At 57.8% G+C, this 17,581-nt stretch carries 17 protein-coding genes; 8 read left to right on the top strand and 9 right to left on the bottom strand.

Going from position 1 to position 17,581, the window contains the following annotated elements; all coding sequences use genetic code 11:
- The first annotated feature begins 58 nt into the window (after positions 1-58).
- A complete protein-coding gene (locus K9U38_RS15830) occupies positions 59-1,084 on the top strand; it encodes a DUF3095 family protein (protein WP_224495313.1) in 1,026 nt (341 codons plus the stop codon).
- Between the two features lie 63 nt (positions 1,085-1,147).
- Here the strand turns inward: K9U38_RS15830 and msrA are convergent, their stop codons facing one another.
- From msrA to K9U38_RS15815, 3 genes are read right to left on the bottom strand one after another with little or no spacing between them, the layout of a single operon-like run.
- Positions 1,148-1,657, bottom strand: a complete 510-nt coding sequence (gene msrA / locus K9U38_RS15825; protein ID WP_224495312.1) for a peptide-methionine (S)-S-oxide reductase MsrA — start codon at positions 1,655-1,657, stop codon at positions 1,148-1,150.
- Positions 1,654-2,103, bottom strand: coding sequence for a peptide-methionine (R)-S-oxide reductase MsrB (gene msrB / locus K9U38_RS15820; RefSeq protein ID WP_224495311.1), 450 nt, complete (start codon positions 2,101-2,103; stop codon positions 1,654-1,656). The genes msrA and msrB overlap by 4 nt, the downstream gene beginning before the upstream one ends.
- Before the next feature lie 57 nt (positions 2,104-2,160).
- Positions 2,161-2,331 (bottom strand): hypothetical protein, encoded by a 171-nt coding sequence (locus tag K9U38_RS15815; protein ID WP_224495310.1) that lies wholly within the window; start codon positions 2,329-2,331, stop codon positions 2,161-2,163.
- Between the two features lie 119 nt (positions 2,332-2,450).
- Between K9U38_RS15815 and K9U38_RS15810 the strand changes: the two genes are divergently transcribed.
- Positions 2,451-2,918 (top strand): MarR family winged helix-turn-helix transcriptional regulator, encoded by a 468-nt coding sequence (locus K9U38_RS15810; protein WP_224495309.1) that lies wholly within the window; start codon positions 2,451-2,453, stop codon positions 2,916-2,918.
- Positions 2,919-2,969: 51 nt separating this feature from the next.
- Here K9U38_RS15810 and K9U38_RS15805 read toward each other — a convergent pair whose 3' ends face one another.
- The 5 genes from K9U38_RS15805 to K9U38_RS15785 form a co-directional block, all read right to left on the bottom strand.
- Positions 2,970-3,386, bottom strand: a complete 417-nt coding sequence (locus K9U38_RS15805) for an organic hydroperoxide resistance protein (protein ID WP_224495308.1) — start codon at positions 3,384-3,386, stop codon at positions 2,970-2,972.
- Between the two features lie 211 nt (positions 3,387-3,597).
- A complete protein-coding gene (locus K9U38_RS15800; RefSeq protein ID WP_224495307.1) occupies positions 3,598-5,358 on the bottom strand; it encodes a cytochrome c biogenesis protein DipZ in 1,761 nt (586 codons plus the stop codon).
- Between the two features lie 249 nt (positions 5,359-5,607).
- Positions 5,608-6,930, bottom strand: a complete 1,323-nt coding sequence (locus K9U38_RS15795; RefSeq protein WP_224495306.1) for a sensor histidine kinase — start codon at positions 6,928-6,930, stop codon at positions 5,608-5,610.
- Positions 6,927-7,667 (bottom strand): response regulator, encoded by a 741-nt coding sequence (locus K9U38_RS15790; protein WP_224495305.1) that lies wholly within the window; start codon positions 7,665-7,667, stop codon positions 6,927-6,929. The genes K9U38_RS15795 and K9U38_RS15790 overlap by 4 nt, the downstream gene beginning before the upstream one ends.
- A 43-nt stretch (positions 7,668-7,710) precedes the next feature.
- The gene (locus K9U38_RS15785) at positions 7,711-8,763 is read right to left on the bottom strand and encodes an alpha/beta fold hydrolase (RefSeq protein WP_224495304.1); all 1,053 of its coding nucleotides are present in this window, start codon (positions 8,761-8,763) and stop codon (positions 7,711-7,713) included.
- 253 nt (positions 8,764-9,016) lie between these two features.
- Between K9U38_RS15785 and K9U38_RS15780 the strand changes: the two genes are divergently transcribed.
- The 5 genes from K9U38_RS15780 to K9U38_RS15760 all read left to right on the top strand — a co-directional run bounded on the left by K9U38_RS15780 (position 9,017) and on the right by K9U38_RS15760 (position 14,449).
- Positions 9,017-10,084: a porin gene (locus K9U38_RS15780; RefSeq protein ID WP_224495303.1), complete on the top strand. Its 1,068-nt coding sequence runs from the start codon at positions 9,017-9,019 to the stop codon at positions 10,082-10,084.
- 100 nt (positions 10,085-10,184) lie between these two features.
- Positions 10,185-11,102 carry a bifunctional helix-turn-helix transcriptional regulator/GNAT family N-acetyltransferase gene (locus tag K9U38_RS15775; protein WP_224495302.1) on the top strand — a complete coding sequence of 306 codons (918 nt, stop codon included), beginning with the start codon at positions 10,185-10,187 and terminating at the stop codon, positions 11,100-11,102.
- 138 nt (positions 11,103-11,240) lie between these two features.
- The gene (locus K9U38_RS15770; protein WP_224495301.1) at positions 11,241-11,705 is read left to right on the top strand and encodes a MarR family winged helix-turn-helix transcriptional regulator; all 465 of its coding nucleotides are present in this window, start codon (positions 11,241-11,243) and stop codon (positions 11,703-11,705) included.
- Positions 11,698-12,903 carry an HlyD family secretion protein gene (locus tag K9U38_RS15765; protein WP_224495300.1) on the top strand — a complete coding sequence of 402 codons (1,206 nt, stop codon included), beginning with the start codon at positions 11,698-11,700 and terminating at the stop codon, positions 12,901-12,903. Before K9U38_RS15770 ends, K9U38_RS15765 begins: the two co-directional genes overlap by 8 nt.
- A complete protein-coding gene (locus K9U38_RS15760) occupies positions 12,896-14,449 on the top strand; it encodes a DHA2 family efflux MFS transporter permease subunit (RefSeq protein ID WP_224495299.1) in 1,554 nt (517 codons plus the stop codon). Before K9U38_RS15765 ends, K9U38_RS15760 begins: the two co-directional genes overlap by 8 nt.
- Positions 14,450-14,472: 23 nt before the next feature.
- Here K9U38_RS15760 and K9U38_RS15755 read toward each other — a convergent pair whose 3' ends face one another.
- Complete coding sequence (locus tag K9U38_RS15755) at positions 14,473-15,852, bottom strand: FAD-containing oxidoreductase (RefSeq protein WP_224495298.1); 1,380 nt, start codon at positions 15,850-15,852, stop codon at positions 14,473-14,475.
- A 783-nt stretch (positions 15,853-16,635) separates the two neighbouring features.
- Here K9U38_RS15755 and K9U38_RS15750 point away from each other — a divergent pair.
- Complete coding sequence (locus K9U38_RS15750; RefSeq protein WP_224495297.1) at positions 16,636-17,562, top strand: transglutaminase-like domain-containing protein; 927 nt, start codon at positions 16,636-16,638, stop codon at positions 17,560-17,562.
- Positions 17,563-17,581: the final 19 nt, after the last annotated feature.

Below are 17,581 nucleotides of genomic sequence, written 5' to 3'. Positions count from 1 at the left end.
ATCTGTACGGCACTAGAGGGTCACTGGACCCAGATAAGTTATTAACAAGGAAGCCGGAATGGACAGCTCATTGAACGAACACTCTCGCACATACAGCGACTTTTCCAGCATCCTGGACTACTCGGCTTATGAACCCCTTCCCGACGACTGGCTGATTGGCATCACGGACGTGGTGGACTCAGGGTCCGCGATCCGGCGCGGCGCGTATGAGGACGTCAACTATGCTGGCGTTTCGGTCATTGCTGCCGTCGGCAACTCCTGGGGCAGCTACGACTTCCCATTTACATTTGGTGGTGATGGGGCGGCATTTGCATTGCCGGCCGAGGGTGTGGAGCAAGCAACAGGAGCGTTGAGGCAGGTAGCTGCCCTGGCGGAGACGAAGTTCGGCTTGACCCTGCGTGCGGGCTTGCTCCGTGTAAGCGAAATTCGGGCTCATGGTCACGATGTCAGGGTTGCACGATATGCAGCATCCAGCCGTGCAAGCTTTTCAATGTTTGCAGGTGGCGGGCTTAAATGGGCTGAGCGGGAACTGAAAAAGGGCCGGTATGCGGTTGAAGCGGCGGCAATGTCGCCGAAGCCGGACCTGAAGGGCCTTTCCTGTGACTGGCTTCCGATTCCCAACCGGCACGGCATGATCCTGTCGCTTCTGGTCGAACCAACTGAAAGTACAAGCAGCGAAACCTTCGCCGCCCTGGCACGGCGCATCCTTGCCATTTTCGACGCAAGCGCGCGCCAGGGTCACCCCTTGCCCGAGAAGCCCCCCACGCCGAAAGAGCCGAACAGACATGTCGACGACGCGACCTGGCTGGAAGTAGCCTTGCATTCCGATTTCAAAAAATACGATGATGTGTTGCGTCTGACTCTGGACTGCTCCGAGGAACAGGCCGTCGCGGCCGAAATCGTCCTGAAGGAGGCTGCTGAGCGCGGCGAGATCAACTTTGGCATGCATCGCCAGTCGCATGCGGTAATGACATGTCTGGTACCGGCCGCAAGCCCGCAATCTCATTTGCATTTCCTGGACGGACAGGACGGCGGATATTCCAAGGCGGCCGAGATGTTGAACAGGATGCGCAGCAGGCATTGATGCACATGAAAAAGGGCCGATGAAACCATCGGCCCTTTGATGTTCCCAAACAGCGTTGAGCCGTCAGGCAGTCTTTTCCCGAACGGGCAGTTTCCAGTTGGGACGGATGAAGTGGCACGTATAGCCGTTCGGGATACGCTCCAGATAATCCTGATGCTCGGGCTCGGCCTCCCAGAAATCCGAAACAGGCGTGACTTCCGTTACAACCTTCCCCGGCCACAGTCCTGACGCATCGACGTCCGCAATCGTATCGATCGCGACGCGCTTCTGCTCCTCGTTCGTATAAAAGATCGCCGATCGATAGCTCAACCCGACATCATTGCCCTGACGGTTGCTCGTGCTCGGATCGTGGATCTGAAAGAAGAACTCGAGTATCTTCCGATAACTGATCCGGGCCGGGTCATAAATGATCTCGATGGCCTCTGCATGGGTACCGTGATTGCGGTACGTTGCGTTTGGCACATCGCCGCCGGTGTATCCAACACGCGTCGAAATCACACCGTCATAGCGCCGGATGAGGTCTTGCATACCCCAGAAGCATCCGCCGGCAAGGACTGCTCGTTCTTCGGTCATTTGATATTCTCCACTTGATCAAGATAGGCGCCGTATCCCTCCGCTTCCATATTATCGCGATGAACAAAGCGAAGCGAGGCAGAATTGATGCAATAGCGCAGGCCACCGTGTTCTGCGGGACCGTCAGGAAAGACGTGTCCAAGGTGGCTGTCACCCGCCGCAGAGCGCACTTCGGTGTTGATCCTGCCAAGCCGCTTGTCAGGCAATTCCCTGACGTTGGCGTGCTCGATCGGCTTGGTGAAACTCGGCCAGCCAGAGCCCGAATCGAACTTGTCGGAGGAGGCAAACAGCGGTTCCCCAGACACCACATCGACATAGATGCCGGGTTGCTTGTTGTTCAGGTATTCGCCTGTCCCAGGGTACTCGGTGGCGCCTTCCTGCGTCACGCGGTACTGTTCGGGCGACAGGCCCGATATTGCTTCCGTCGTTTTCTGATATTTAGACATTTATGGACCTTCCTATACAGAGATTGCAAAGGCAGAGCACCAAGTCAGTAGTAGGGCCTAAGGAACTATGGCCGACACTTTGTCATTCACCAGGTCGAGTTCCGTGCCCGGTGTCGACAACTTGACGATCATGGCGGCGATGGCGGTGGTTTCGCGCGGGTCGCTGTCATAGACGCACGGTGACGCGATTACCGCAATCCCGATCAGGCTCATGATGACAAATCGCATGGGTGCTTCCCTTTGTTTTGTTATTACAATAATTATTATGATCGCAACCATATCATCGCGGCCTTGCCTTTACAAGCACGATAATCATTTGTATCATAATCGTTTCAGCGGAGTATCTGATGGCCAAGCAAGACCTTACCCCCACAGACCATGCCAGACTGACCGATTTCCTGTGTTTCTCGATCTACTCGGCGAACCTTGCCTACTCGCGGGTCTACAGGCCGGTGCTTGATGCACTTGGTTTGACCTATCCTCAATACATAACCATCATATCCCTCTGGGAAGAGGACCAGCAGACCGTCAAGAGCTTGAGCGAAAAGCTGTTCCTGGAACCCAGCACCATGACGCCGATGCTGAAACGGCTCGAAGCCATGGGATATCTTAGCCGGACAAGGGACATTGAAGATGAGCGCAATGTCCGGATATCGCTCACCACTGCTGGACGAAGCCTTCGCGAAAAGGCCTTTGACTTCGGTGAGGTAACCAGGAAAGCCACCGGACTTACAGCCGAGGAATTTCCGGTTCTGCAAAAGGCCATCGCAAATCTTCGCGATAACCTCATGAAGGCAAGCAAGGCAGAGCCTTGAAGCGGGCCGTTCCGGCAGAAGGGCCCGCCCCTGTCGTGCAAGAAGACTGGGCTAGACCAGCGTGATCACGACATCGATGTTGCCATGTGTGGCCTTGGAATAAGGGCACGTCTGATGAGCCGCTTCCGTCAAGGCTAGAGCAACATCGCGATCGAGACCCGGCAGGCTGACATTGAGGCGAGCCTGGAGCCGGTAGGCACCGGCCTCCGCCACGAGATCTACTTCTGCGTCGATTGCCGTATCTTCGGGCATTGCCACCTTCAACTGCCGGGCGGCGATGCCCATTGCACCCTCGAAACATGCTGACCAGCCGGCAGCGAACAGCTGTTCCGGATTGGTGCCGCTACCACTGCTGCCCGGCGACGAAAGCTTGACATCGAGGCGACCGTCCGAACTGCGTGACGCGCCGTCCCGTCCGCCCGTGGTGCGGGTCTTGCCCGTGTAGACTACTTTTGCAACTTCGCTCATCTGTGTATCCTCTTGAAGCTGTTGATCGGCCTTGGTCAACCGATGCGCGCATAAAGCGCTTCAGTCGTATCCCGTATGTGTCCGGATTGAGTGGAAATGTAACGAATTGTGGGGCGGTGGCCTTCCTGTACATTGCGATACAAGTGTGGGCGGCCACCCGCCATTTGGATTTCCCGTTTCGCAGCAACGCTGGTCGCAGAGATTTTGTTGCTCAGCCGAAGGTGAAAACGAAAGCTTCAACGCCCGGGTCGAGGAACCGAACTTCGAATGTACGTTGTTTCACATCGCCCGCCTGACGCACCAACTGGTAGAGGCGTGTCTGAGTGACAGTACCGTTGCCGTCGATATCGACATCGGAGCCGTGGCTGTCGCCAGGTACCTTGCCATCGACTTTCACCTGAAAGCGCACCGGCTTGCCGTCCTTGCTTGGTCCCAGAACAAGATGCAGATCGCGAGCCAGGAATTTGTAGGTAATGGCCCCGCCCGGTCGATTGAGCGTCGCCTGTTCGGGTCCGATCGTCCAACTGCCCGCCAGTCCCCACTCATTGAGCCCCGGCTCCGCCGTCGTATAATCCTGCGGAGCATCAGTGCTCACCCCTTCCGGGGATATGAAGTTCGAAGCGCGCTGGTAGCCGATATATGTCTCGGACGATCCTATATTGCCAAGGTCGGGTGCTGCCTGCGCACCGGAGAGTTCCGGCTTAAGCGTCTCATTCTCCGCCCTCAGGCTTCCAGCTTCCGCCAGCAACTCCTGGATGACTTTCTCCGACTTGTCGTAGTCGCCCTCACCGAAATGCTGGTATCTGATCTGCCCCTTTGCATCGATGAAGTAATGGGCCGGCCAGTAGCTGTTCTGGAACGCCCGCCAGATCTTGAAATTGTTGTCGATCGCCACCGGATATCCGATCTCAAAGTCCTTGATCGCCTTCTTGACGTTGTCGATCTTCTTTTCGAACGCAAATTCCGGGGCATGGACACCGATTACGACAAGACCCTGATCCTTGTACTTTTCCGACCAGGCCCGGACATAGGGCACAGTGCGAATGCAATTGATGCAGGAATATGTCCAGAAATCGATCAGAACGACCTTGCCACGCAATTGCTCGGTGGTCAGCGCCGGAGAATTGAGCCACTCGACCGCTCCATCAAGAGAAGGAAACTTGCCCTCGACCGGCAGATCGCTTTCAAACGCCTGCCCGCCACTTCCTGCCAGCACCAACGCGTCCTTGCGGATGTCAGGTGCAACCGTCGGCTTGAGTGCGCCAAGCAGTGCCTGTTCGATCCTGTTGGTGCCTGAACTGGAGAGACGTGTGAGCAACCCCGTATCGGCACCCAGGCCGATCGCGGCAACACCGCAAAGGACGGCGATGCCAAGCCCGCGACGCACCCACTCACCAGCACCAAGTGAACGTTTCATGGCGGCAAAGACCCGCCCGCCGACCAGGAGAGCCAGAGCGAGTGACGTCGCAGCACCGGCCGAATAGGCAAAGAGCAGCAGGGTCGTCTGGACATTCGCCCCCTGGAGTGCTGCTCCCGTCAGCACCAGACCAAGTATGGGTCCCGCGCAGGGTGCCCAGAGCAGTCCGGTTGCTACGCCAAGTATCAACGCGCTGCCCGCCGTCGGAACCTGACGCGGTCCATTTGTCGAGTTCAGCAATTTGTTCGCCAGGGCAATGATCGGCCTGGTGAGAACCGTGGCAAGTTGGGGTGAAACCAGTGTCAGGCCAAAAATGCCAAGCAATGCGATCGCGGCGTAGCGCCCATATTCGTTGGCATGGACCGCCCAGTTGCCTCCAACCGCAGCCAGCGTCGCAACACCGGCAAATGTAATTGCCATACCGGTTAGCATCGGAAGCGTGCTGGTGACGAAGGGGCGATCGGCACGGGCGAAGACGAATGGAAGGACTGGCAGTATGCACGGACTGAGGATTGTCAGCACACCTGCGAGGTAAGCAATAACCAAAAGGGTCATCATCAATTCCTTTGCAGTGGTTCAACGGCGCGAAGCGCAAGGCTGATGGCAGCCAGGCCGCATAAGACGCTGACGACGTATCCCGCATGTGTCCGGAATGATCCCTAAGTGTAACGAAGTGTGCAGTCGCCTTGCATCGCATCGCCGGGCTGGGGCTGCCGCGCTCCAATGAGCAATGAGCGTCGTGCTTATGGGCGAAAAGGAGTTGCAAGGCGCGTCTTGCATCACCTCAGGCTCACTTCGAGGCTATCAGCCGATAACGACTTCGGCCGAAAGTCCACCCCCCGCGCGATTGCGCAACTGGAGAGAGGCACCTATGGCAAGCGTCAATTGCTGGGCAATCGCCAGGCCCAGCCCCGTGCCGCCGGTGCCCCGGTTTCGGGACTGTTCGAGCCGGAAGAATGGCTGGAGCACCGCTTCGAGCTGATCTTCCGGAATGCCGGGTCCCCGGTCCAGCACCTTGATGACAACTGAGCCCGACGCATCCTTTTCCAGAAGCACGTCGGCGCTTCCGCCGAATTTCAACGCATTGTCGATGAGATTGGTGAAGATGCGGCGCAGTGCGTGCGGCCGCGTCTCGATCACGGATTTGACCTCACCAGTTATCGTTACGGCCTTGCCTGTATCCTGGTAGTCATAGACCAGGCTTTCCATGAACGACGCGATGTCGATCCTGGTGGTTTTCTCAGCACTACCGTGAGCGCTGCGGGCATAGGCTACGCCTTCATGGACAAGGCGCTCGATCTCGGCCAGGTCTTGCACAAGCTTGTACTTTTCAACCGAATCCTCGGCAAACTCGGCGCGGAGTTTCATGCGGGTGATGGGCGTTTGCAGGTCATGCGAGATCGCCGCAAGGATCTGCACCCGTTCTTCGAGGTATTGGGCAATGCGGTCCCGCATCGCATTGAACGCCGCCGCCGCATAGGCAACTTCGCTCGGTCCGGTTTCACTCAAACGCGGCGCGTTCTTGTTCGGATCGAGTGTGTCCGCGGCGTGAGCGAGGTTCGTCAGGGGCCGTATCGCCTGGCGCACGGCAAACCAGCTGCAAAGGATGAGGAGCGTGAGTTGTGCCGCCAGAACATAAGGCAACCATTGTGCCACCCGCATTATCGGGCCGGGATTCACGTCGATCGTCAGGGGGCTGCCGTCGCTCAGTGTCAAATGGGCCTGCAGTCGCTTGCCGTTTTGCGGAATGGCTTCGACTGTCAGCGGGAAACGTGGATCAACGGCTTCCCTGATCTTGGCTGCGATTTCGGCACCCCGCTCACTCGTGTCTGGAACGCCCGGCAAGCCGGGTCCCAACACAAATCGATACGATCCCCGGTCAAGCCGCGACAGCCACTGCGCCCTTTCATCGGCAGGCAGGCGATCGAGAATGGCGACCGAAGTCGCCACATCGTTCTCGAGCGTATTGTACATCATGCCCTTGGCCGCGACGTAGCGCTCGAAAAACAGGACGCTGAAGGACAGGCCGTGCGCGATGATCAGGCCAGCCAGAAGGATCAGGAACAGCCTCCACCCCAAGGTGCGCGGCCATGGCACAAAACGCCGCAGGAATGCAGTGTCGGTCATTGGCGGAGCTCGGAAATCTCGACAGGCATTGCAAAGACATAGCCTTCACTGCGAACAGTCTTGATATAGGCGGGCTCGCGCGCATCGTCCGACAGGCGCTGACGCAGACGGCTGACGAGCAGGTCTATGGACCTGTCAAACAGCTCGGCCTCGCGTCCTTGCGTAAGGTTCAGCAGTTGATCCCGATTGAGGACACGTTGCGGGTGGTCGACGAAAACGCGAAGCAATCGATACTCAGCCCCGCTAAGCGCGACAGCGGTACCGTTGCGGTCAAGCAAGTGGCGGGCGGTGGTATCCAGTTGCCAATCGCCAAAGCTCAGCAATTGCCCGACCTCCGTAATCTGCAGGTTGGGTGGAAGCATGCGGGTCCGGCGAAGAACCGCCTTGATGCGCGCCAGCAGTTCCCGGGCCGAAAATGGCTTGGCCAGATAATCGTCGGCACCCATCTCGAGGCCGACGATGCGGTCGGTTTCATCGCTGCGTGCCGTCAGCATGAGGATGGGCGTTGCCTTGTGCTTGCCTGCACGCAGTTCGCGGCACAGAACCAGGCCGTCATCGCCCGGCATCATCAGGTCCAGTACGATGAGATCGGCAGAATCTGCTTCCAGAAATGCGCGCATATGCCGGCCATCGGCTACGGCAGTGACGCGCAGACCATTCTTTTTCAGATAGCCAGCGACCAGCTCCCGAATTTCGCGATCGTCGTCAACGATCAGGATGTGATCGATATGATCCATGGCAAGGCACCTTCAATTCAACACCAGTTAGCGCAACACTGCGTCAGTATCCATCAACGTCCACGATAGCCTGCGCAAATGCCAGTGGGGCCTCTTGCGGAAGATTGTGTCCGATACCTCCCTCAACTGTCCGGTGGCTGTACTTACCCGAGAATTTCTTGGCGTATGACGCAGGATCCGGGTGGGGGGCGCCATTGGCATCGCTTTCAAGGGTAATGGTCGGAATGGAGATGACCGGCCCCTTGGCAAGCTGCCTTTCCATGTCATCATATTGCGGCTCACCATCGGCGAGGCCCAGCCGCCACCGGTAGTTATGGATCACGATGGCAACATGATCCGGGTTGTTGAAGGCTTGGGCGGATCGCTCGAACGTGGCATCGTCAAAGTTCCACTGCGGTGACGCGAGTTGCCAGATGAGCTTTGCAAATTCCTGCCTGTTGCTTTCGTAGCCTTGCCGCCCGCGTTCCGTGGCGAAGTAAAACTGATACCACCACGCGAGTTCGGCCTTGGGTGGCAGCGGCTTCTTGTTGACCTCCTGGCTGCCGATCAGATATCCGCTCACGGAAACCAGCGCCTTGCATCGCTCGGGCCAGAGCGCCGCCATGATATTCGCGGTGCGCGCGCCCCAATCGAATCCCGCGACAATTGCCGTACGGATATCGAGCGCATCCATCAACGCGATGATGTCGGTGGCGAGCACCGCTTGCTGGCCATTACGCACTGTGTCGTTTGACAGGAATCGCGTTGTACCGTAGCCGCGCAGATAGGGCATGATCACCCGGTAGCCTGCGGCCGCGAGCAGCGGCGCAACATCGGCAAAGCTGTAAATGTCGTACGGCCAACCGTGCAGGAGGATGACCGGCCGGCCATCGGCAGGTCCGGCTTCGGCATATCCAACATTGAGGAGACCTGCATCGATCTGCTTCAACGTACCCATCGACGTATTCGTCCCAGGCTTGATCGCAGGAAGGACCACTGACGCCGGGGTGCTGGCCTGCGCCCTTGCGGCACCGATCCTTCCGAACTCACCAACAGCGATGGTCATGGCCGCGAACCCGAGAAAGCGGCGGCGGCGATGATTGATTTCTCCAGACATTTTGGTCTCTCTCTGATTGGACATGGCACAGCGCGAAACGATCTCCCCGATGTATCGGCCGTGTGTCGCAGGCCGGTCAGATTTGCATGTTGAAGTAGCATTCATGCGTTGAGATACACTTGCATACAATTCCACCGAAGGTTAGGGGTTGACCCAATCTCCCATCAGCATATTGCGAGCATGTCCGTGACATGCTTGCCCAGGCAGGGATGTCGTGTCTAGATAGTTACGCGTGGCATGATGGAGTGGGAAAATGATTCTCAAAACTGTTCTTTTGGGCTCGTGTGCGGTGATCATTTCGGCCTCCGCCTCAGCCGCCGCCGATGCTGCCGTAGTGGCCGCTGAACCGGAACCAGTTGAATATGTCCGGGTCTGCGACGCGTATGGCATGGGCTACTTTTACATCCCCGGCACGGAAACTTGCCTGAAGATCAGCGGATACGTACGTTACGATATCAGGGCGGGCGACAATTCCTATACGGGTGCCGAGCGTGACACCTGGTCCAAGCGCTCGCGCGCAACGCTCCGTTTCGATGCGCGCTCCGATACAGATCTCGGGACACTCCGTTCCTATATCGAAACACAGATCCAATATACCAATGGCGACACGGTCTCTTATCTACCGCACGCCTATATCGAACTTGGCGGCTTTCGTGTTGGGTCGACCGACACCCAGTTCTCGTCATGGACAAATTATGCCGGCGATCTGATCAATGATGACGTGATCGGTTATGGCCCCTATTCCGATGCGCCCACGAACCAGATCAATTATACGTTCGCGGGCGGCAACGGCTTTTCCGCCATGATCGGCCTCGAACAGGGCAGCGACGGCGACTTTGGCTATTCGGATGAAGAGCTTGTGAAAAGCTATGTCATCGATGACTACATGCCCCATGTGGTTGCGGGTCTGAAGCTGGAGCAGGAATGGGGCTCGGTTGCCGCGGTCAGCGGATACGACTCGCTGGACGAGTCGTGGGCAGGTAAGGTTCGCGTTGACGTGAAGTTCACCGACGCGGTATCCGCCTTTGTCATGGGTGGCTATCAATCCGATTGGGACAGCGATGTCGGTGTAAACAGCTACTACGCCAACTGGGAGGGCGACTATGCGCTTTGGGCCGGTCTGTCCGCCAAGCTCTGGGACAAGACCACGTTGAACGGCCAGGTCGCCTATGAGGAATACGGCAATTTCTCCGCTTCGTTGAACGTCAGATACAAGGCCATTCCCGGCTTCGATATTACGCCGGAGATCACCTACACCAGCTATGATGATGATCGCGGCGATCCCATAGAGGGCAGACTTCGGCTGCAGCGTAACTTCTAGGCAGTTCCAGCGCCGCTGCCTTTGGAGGCGGCGTGCATTTCGCTTGCGATCCGGATCGGTTCGATTCTATGTTGTCAGTGACAACATAGGGGGATAGACCATGAGCGCGGTAGAGGAATTTCGCAGTTTCAATCGCTTCTTCACCAAGGAAATCGGGCTGCTCGACAAGCATCTCCTGGCCAGTGACTACACACTGGCGGAGGGACGGGTGCTTTATGAACTAGCCAAAAACCGCGAGCAGACAGCGGCCGACATCGGGCGCAGCCTTGGAATGGACAAGGCCCATCTCAGCCGTATTCTGGCGCGATTTGCCAAGCGCGACCTTGTACACGGTCGCGCCAGTCCGGATCACGGCAAGCAACGACTTATCTCGCTTACCGATGCCGGGCGCCGGGCATTCACCGTGCTGGACAATGGTTCGCAGTCGCAAATCGAAGGCCTGTTGGCGCCCATGGATGACACAATGCGCCGGCAACTGGTCACGTCGATGCGCCAGATCCAGGCGATCCTTGATGGCGAAAAGGAGCCTCGTCCGACCGTGACCTATCGTGATCTCCGGCCGGGAGATCTCGGCTGGGTCGCGCACCGTCAGGCTGTCCTTTACCATGAGGAGTATGGCTGGGACTGGACCTACGAAGGTCTCGCCTGCGATATCCTTGGCAAATTCGTCGCCAATTTCAAACCCGGCCGCGAAGCGGGCTGGATAGCCGAAAATGCCGGTACCGTCGCTGGTTCCGTTTTTCTCATGGAGAGTGAAGACCCGGCCGTAGCGAAATTGCGATTGCTCTATGTCGAGCCCGGTGCCCGGGGACTTGGCATCGGCCGCACATTGGTCGAGACGTGTGTCAATCGCGCCAGGGAAGTTGGATACCGGCAGATCAAACTCTGGACGAACGATGTCCTGGTCTCGGCCCGGCGCATTTACCAGGCGGTGGGCTTTCGGCTGGTGGACGAGGACAAGCATCATTCTTTCGGTCATGACTTGACAGGGCAGACATGGGTTCTCGATCTTCAGTGACGAGGACTGATCACCGTATGTTGATCGACAGCTCGCGCATTTTTGCGCTGGCGCAAGGCTGACACCTTCTTCTTGTCAAATCTGCATCCTATATGTATGCATGTCATAAGCATCCTTACGAGTTTCATACTACTCATCATGAACAACACACCGACCCTTGGCTTCCTGCTGCATGACGTTGCCCGGCTGCTGCGCAAGCGATTCGAGCAACGGGCAAAATGCCTTGGGCTCACAAGGTCCCAGTGGCAGACCCTGGCATATCTCGCCAACAATGAAGGCATCCATCAGGCGGGTCTCGCGGACATTCTCGAGATCGAGCCAATCACGCTGGTTCGCATTCTTGACAAGCTTGAGGAGCGCGGCCTGGTCGAGCGCCGCCGCCACCCCACGGACCGCCGGATCTGGCTGTTGTTCCTGCGCGAAGAGACCCGGTCGCTGCTTGCTTCGATGCGCGTGATTGGAGAGGCGACGCGCGGCGAAGCCCTTGCTGGCATTTCGGCGGAAGATCGCGAATTCCTGACACGTACCCTTACGCTCATGAAGACCAATTTGATCGACGCATGCCAGGCGCCGGTCGAGGACAAAGAGAAAAACAATGGCTGACGGTTCATCCTCCTTACGCATACCCGCCAATTCCGACACGGCCAATGATATGGTCATGGAAAAGCGCGACACCACAATAGAGGCCGCTCCGGCCTTGCCTGCATCCAGGGAATCCGTGCCGAGCCCGGCACGCCAGCGCCGCGACCTTAAGCGGCCGCTGCTCTTTGCACTGCTGCCCATCGTCCTGATCGCCGGTGGATATGCCTACGCGACCGGAGGGCAGGTCATGTCAACGGACAACGCCTATGTCCAGGCCGATATAGTCGGTGTCTCGACTGACGTCTCCGGGATAGTGCAGTCGATCGAGGTTCACGACAACGAGCAGGTGAAGCAGGGACAGGTGTTGCTCCGCCTTGATCCCGCTGTCTACAGCATCGCCCTTGCCGGAGCCAAAGCGCAGCTCGGCGTTGTTCGCAACCAGATCCTCAATCTCGAGGCAAGCTACAAGCAATCGCTCGCGGAGATAACGCAGGCCGAGGCAGACATACCGTTCTTCGAGAAGACGCTGCAGCGCCAGCAGGACCTGACGGCGAGCGCCGCCGCTTCCAAGGCCACCTTTGATCAGGCGAAGCACGATCTGGATGCCGCCCAGCAGAAAGTGGACGTCGCCAAGGCGGAGGCCGCGGCAACACGTGCGCAGCTTGGCAATGATCCCGACCAGCCTGTCGAGCAGAACCCATCTTACCTCCAGGCGCAATCGGCAGTGGACAATGCGCAGCGTAACCTTGATCGCACCATTGTGCGGGCGCCGTTCGACGGCATTGTCACGAATGTGAGCTCGCTGCAGGTCGGTGCTTACCTCCAGGCCTCGCAGCCGGGGTTCAGCCTTGTGTCGACAACCCATATGTGGATTGCCGCGAGCCCGAAGGAAACCGAGCTCACATATGTTCGCTCCGGCCAGCCTGTCGCTATCAGCGTCGACAGCTACCCCGGTGTCGAGTGGAAAGGCACGGTATCCAGCATCAGTCCGGCCTCCGGATCGAGTTTCTCACTGCTTCCCGCACAGAACACCACAGGCAACTGGGTAAAGGTGGTCCAGCGCATCCCGATGCTTGTCAGCATTGATGACATGGCGGGCAAGCCCCCCTTGCGGGTCGGCATGAGTGTGACCGTCGGCGTTGACACCGGCCACGCGCGCGGCCTGCCCAAATTCGCCGATGACATCCTCGGGCTTTTCGGTCGCAAGGATCATGTCTGATATTGTCGCAGTCCCCAGTTCCACACCGGCGGTTGCCAATCGCGGCGCCATAACGGCGTGTGTCATCCTTGCGGTGATCATGCAGGCGCTTGATACGACGATTGCCAATGTGGCGCTGCCCTATATCCAGGGCAGTGTCTCGGCCAGTGCTGACCAGATCAACTGGGTGCTGACATCCTATATCGTCGCTGCAGCCATCATGACGCCACCATCGGGCTTCCTCGCCGCACGCTTCGGCCGCAAGAATGTCCTTCTGACCGCCATTGTCGGTTTCGTCATCGCATCGGTTCTGTGCGGCCTTGCACAGTCGCTGCCGCAGATCGTGGTCTTCCGGCTCATGCAGGGCTTGTTCGGCGCTGCGCTGGTGCCATTGTCGCAGGGGATTCTGCTCGACATGTATGCGGTAGAAGAGCGCGGCAAGGCCATGGCGCTATTCGGCGTCTCGGTGATGGTCGGCCCGGTGCTGGGGCCCGTCATCGGCGGCTGGCTCACCGACAACATCAGCTGGCGCTGGGTGTTTTATATCAACGTGCCTATCGGCATGCTGGCATTCTTCGGTATTGTGGCCTTCGTTTCGGAAACGGCGCGTCAGGCAAGCGCAAGACTCGACTGGTTCGGCTTTGGCACATTGAGCCTTGCCATTGCCACGCTGCAGCTTTTTCTGGATCGAGGCGAACAGCTCGACTGGTTCTCGTCCGCCGAGATCCAGATCGAAGCCTTGATTTGCGCTGCGGCATTCTATCTGTTTCTGGTCCATACCTTCACCGCGAAGAATTCCTTCGTCAATCCGCGGCTATTCCTGGACCGCAACTTCTCCGTCTCCATGTTTTTCATCTTCGTCATCGGCGTGACCTATCTGGCTTCGCTGGCCCTGATGACGCCCTACCTGCAGACGCTGATGGATTATCCTGTCATTACCGCCGGCATCGTCATGGGTCCCCGGGGCGTCGGCACAATGCTCAGCATGTTCGTCGTCGGACGGCTGATCGGCCGAGTCGACACGCGGCTACTGCTGGTGCTCGGTTTCAGCCTGACCGCCTGGGCCATGTACGACATGACCGGCTGGACACCGGATGTCTCGCAGTGGACGATTGTATCCGTTGGCTTCATTCAGGGTGCGGGACTCGGGTTCCTGTTCGTGCCGCTGACGACGATAGCCTTCGCCACCCTGCCAGCCCATATGCGCGGTGAAGGAACAGGCCTGTACAATCTCTCGCGCAATATCGGTTCGAGTGTCGGCATTGCCGTCGTGACCGCACTGATAACCGAGAATGTCCAGAGCAATCACTCGTCCATCGCGGCCTATATCACGCCCTTCAATCACGCATTCGACAATCCCACGATCGTCCAGCATCTCGATCCGTTGAAAGCCGCGGGCCGCGCCGCCTTGGACGGAATGATTACGACTCAGGCGACAATCATTGCCTATATGGATGATTTCAAGCTGCTGATGATCATGTCGATCGTATCCATTCCGCTGGTCATGCTTTTGCGCAAGCCCGCTCGAAGCGCAGCGCCCGTCGAACACAGCCCGGTGATGGATTAGGCAGCCCTACACATTCTGCATCGTCACGAAACGGGCTTCAGGTCCCCCAACAGAGTCGGGATGAGTTCGGACACGGTTGGATGAATAGGCACGGCCCATTGCAGCGTCGGATAGGCCACATCCGCGTTCATGACATCGAGAATGCCATGGATTGCTTCGTCGCCTCCGGTTCCCAGGATCGCGGCTCCCAGAATCTTGCGAGTGTCGGCATCCGCGACAACCTTCATGAATCCTTGCGTCTCGTCTTTTTCCACGGCACGGCCCACGCGGGTCATGGGCCGCTTGGAAACCAAAAGCGGCTTACCGGTCTTGCGTGCTTCCGTTTCGGTCTTTCCGACCCGTCCAAGTGGCGGGTCAATGAAGAGGGCATAACCCGGGATACGGTCACTGACCCTGCGGTTTTGCCCATCGAGAAGGTTTGCGGCAATGATCTCGAAATCATTGTAGGCCGTGTGGGTAAACGCACCGCGTCCGTTGCAGTCGCCAAGCGCCCAGACCCCCTTCACATTTGTCGAAAGGTCATCGTCAACCCGGATATAGCCGCGCTCATCGGTCTCGATTCCCGCCTTGTCGAGACCGAGATCATCGGTATTCGGCCGCCTGCCAATCGCAAGCAGCACATGCGATCCAACCGTGTTCCTGTCGCCGGAGCTGCAGTCGAGGCCGACTTCTGTGCCCTCGGCGTGTGGTTTGAATGAGATGCATTCCGCATTGAGGCGACATGCGATGCCCTCCCCCTCAAGGATATCTTTCACCGCATCGGAAACATCCGGGTCTTCGCGCGCTATCAAACGCGGACCCTTTTCGACGATGGTTACCTCGGCACCAAAGCGCCGGTACATCTGCCCAAATTCGAGACCAATATAGCTGCCGCCGATAACGACCAGATGCCTTGGTACCGTATCAAGCTCAAGAATGGATGTATTGGTCAAATAGTCGACCTTGTCGATGCCGGGCATGGCGGGAACATTGGCGCGGCCGCCGGCATTGATGAAAATGCGCGGTGCCGTGAAAACTTCGCCATCTACAATGATTTCCTGTGGCGCCGTGAAACGGGCATGGCCTTGGACCACGGTGCAGCCATTCATACCCCGTAGCCAACTCTCTATACCTGTACGCGAATTCAGGGAGACCGTGGCCGCCCGCTGCTTGACCCGTTTCATATCGATGGCGATTGGCTCGGCGATCGTGACGCCATAATCGGCGCCGCGCCGGGCGAGATGCGCGGCGTAGGCGCTTGCTACCAGCGTCTTGGTCGGCATGCATCCGGTATTGACACAGGTCCCGCCGAACAGCTTGCGCTCGATGACAAGCACTTTCATGCCGGCTTCAGTCAATCGCCCTGCGAGTGATGGTCCAGCCTGTCCTGCTCCGATGATGATCGCGTCGAAGGCCTTGCTCATGGTGCTCTCCCCTCTGCTAGCATGCCAGCAACATAGATGAGTAGCGCGGCGGCGTCACGTCTGCACCACGGAAGCAAGGAACAGGTAATCAATCGAAATAGCGTGTGAACGGGCGGTTCAGGCCGCATTCAGGTCACGCCGAATATTCTTTTGCCCATCAGATGGGTGTGGTCATGTTGGTTCAGCGTCTAGGCATCGTGTTCTTTATCTTCCTCGCCTTCGCGTTATCGTTCGGCAACTATGTGAACCATGCGAAGTCGGGACGTTTTGCCCATACCGATGTTCAGGGTGATTTGATGCATCGAGGAAATTGAGCTTCGTCGTTTGAACGATTAGCGATCCTTTTTTTTGCGTCCTTCGGCTTGGTCGAGCCGGTCGAGAAGTTCGCGAAATCGCTTGGGGATGTCTTTGTTACCATGCGCTGAATTTGAAGTGTTCATCGCATGCTGAAAGTCCGGCCGCACGGCCTGATCGCGAACGACGCTCGCCACAGGGTGTCGTGAACCCACGTATTTTGCTGCCATGATCCTTCCAATCGCTTGAGCGAAGTATGAATCTCGCCAGGTTTCATGTCACACCGCCTGACAAGCCCGCTTACTGCACAAACCGGGCGAAAAGAGCTTTTGTTTCAAATTCTATGGGACTATGGTCAACAAATTCTGAAGATTACAGGCGTCGCGACTGAACCGCATCTGCGTATCAGGCTTATTTTATTTTTACTTACCGGTTCGGAACCCGAGGCTACCCGCGGCGTTCTGCTCTAAAGTTCAAAAGGATATGCCAATGTTGATCCGCGTCGGTTACGAGATTGCAATCAGGTGCAATGAGCCAACACCCACAACCACTTATCTCAATCTCGAATCGGCACGGATATCGGATATTCAGTGTGAAAGAGGTCCAACCGCCACGCCAGATGTGCACATCGAGACCTTCCGCGATCTGTTCGGCAATAACTGCCTGCGTTTCCTAGCGCCGGCCGGCAATCTGTCATTGACCTATGACGCGGTCGTCAAGGACAGCGGTCTGACGGACCCGGTGGAAGAGAACGCAACGGAGCTCAGCGTCGACAAGCTGCCAGTCGAATGTCTGGCCTATCTGACGGCCAGCCGCTACTGCGAAACGGATGAATTGAGCAACCTGGCATGGGAGTTGTTCGGTCAGGTGCCCCCCGGATGGAGACGCGTTCAGGCCATTTGCGATTACGTCAATCAGCGCCTGACGTTCAGCTATGGTTTCGCCCGGGCAACCCGTACGGCTGCCCAGGCGCATGAGGAGCGTGTCGGCGTGTGCCGGGACTTTGCCCACCTTGCGGTTGCATTCTGCCGGTGCATGAATATTCCGGCTCGTTATGTGAACGGCTATCTCGGAGATATCGGGGTGCCGGCCGATCCCGCGCCGATGGATTTCAACGCTTGGTTCGAGGTTTTCCTCGGTGGAAAATGGCACACATTCGACGCACGACACAACCAGCGCCGGATCGGCAGGATAGTCGTGGCACGCGGCCGTGATGCGGCTGATATCCCACTCATCCACACCTTCGGTCCACATGAGCTCACCAATTTCAAGGTCTGGACATTCGAAGAGCAGGAATCATCCTTCGCCCGCCAGCGCTTCGAAAAAGTGTCCCTGCTCACACCGTGGTTCAGCCCGCGATGGTCACGGCTGTCGCGACAGATCCGGGAGAGAACCGAGGCGGGGCGCACGCTTTGATTGCGCCCGGAGCCGCTGC

Source organism: Phyllobacterium lublinensis, from assembly GCF_020164435.1.
GTDB classification, from domain to species: Bacteria; Pseudomonadota; Alphaproteobacteria; order Rhizobiales; family Rhizobiaceae; genus Phyllobacterium; species Phyllobacterium lublinensis.
This window is presented reverse-complemented; position numbering and strand designations above follow the sequence as displayed.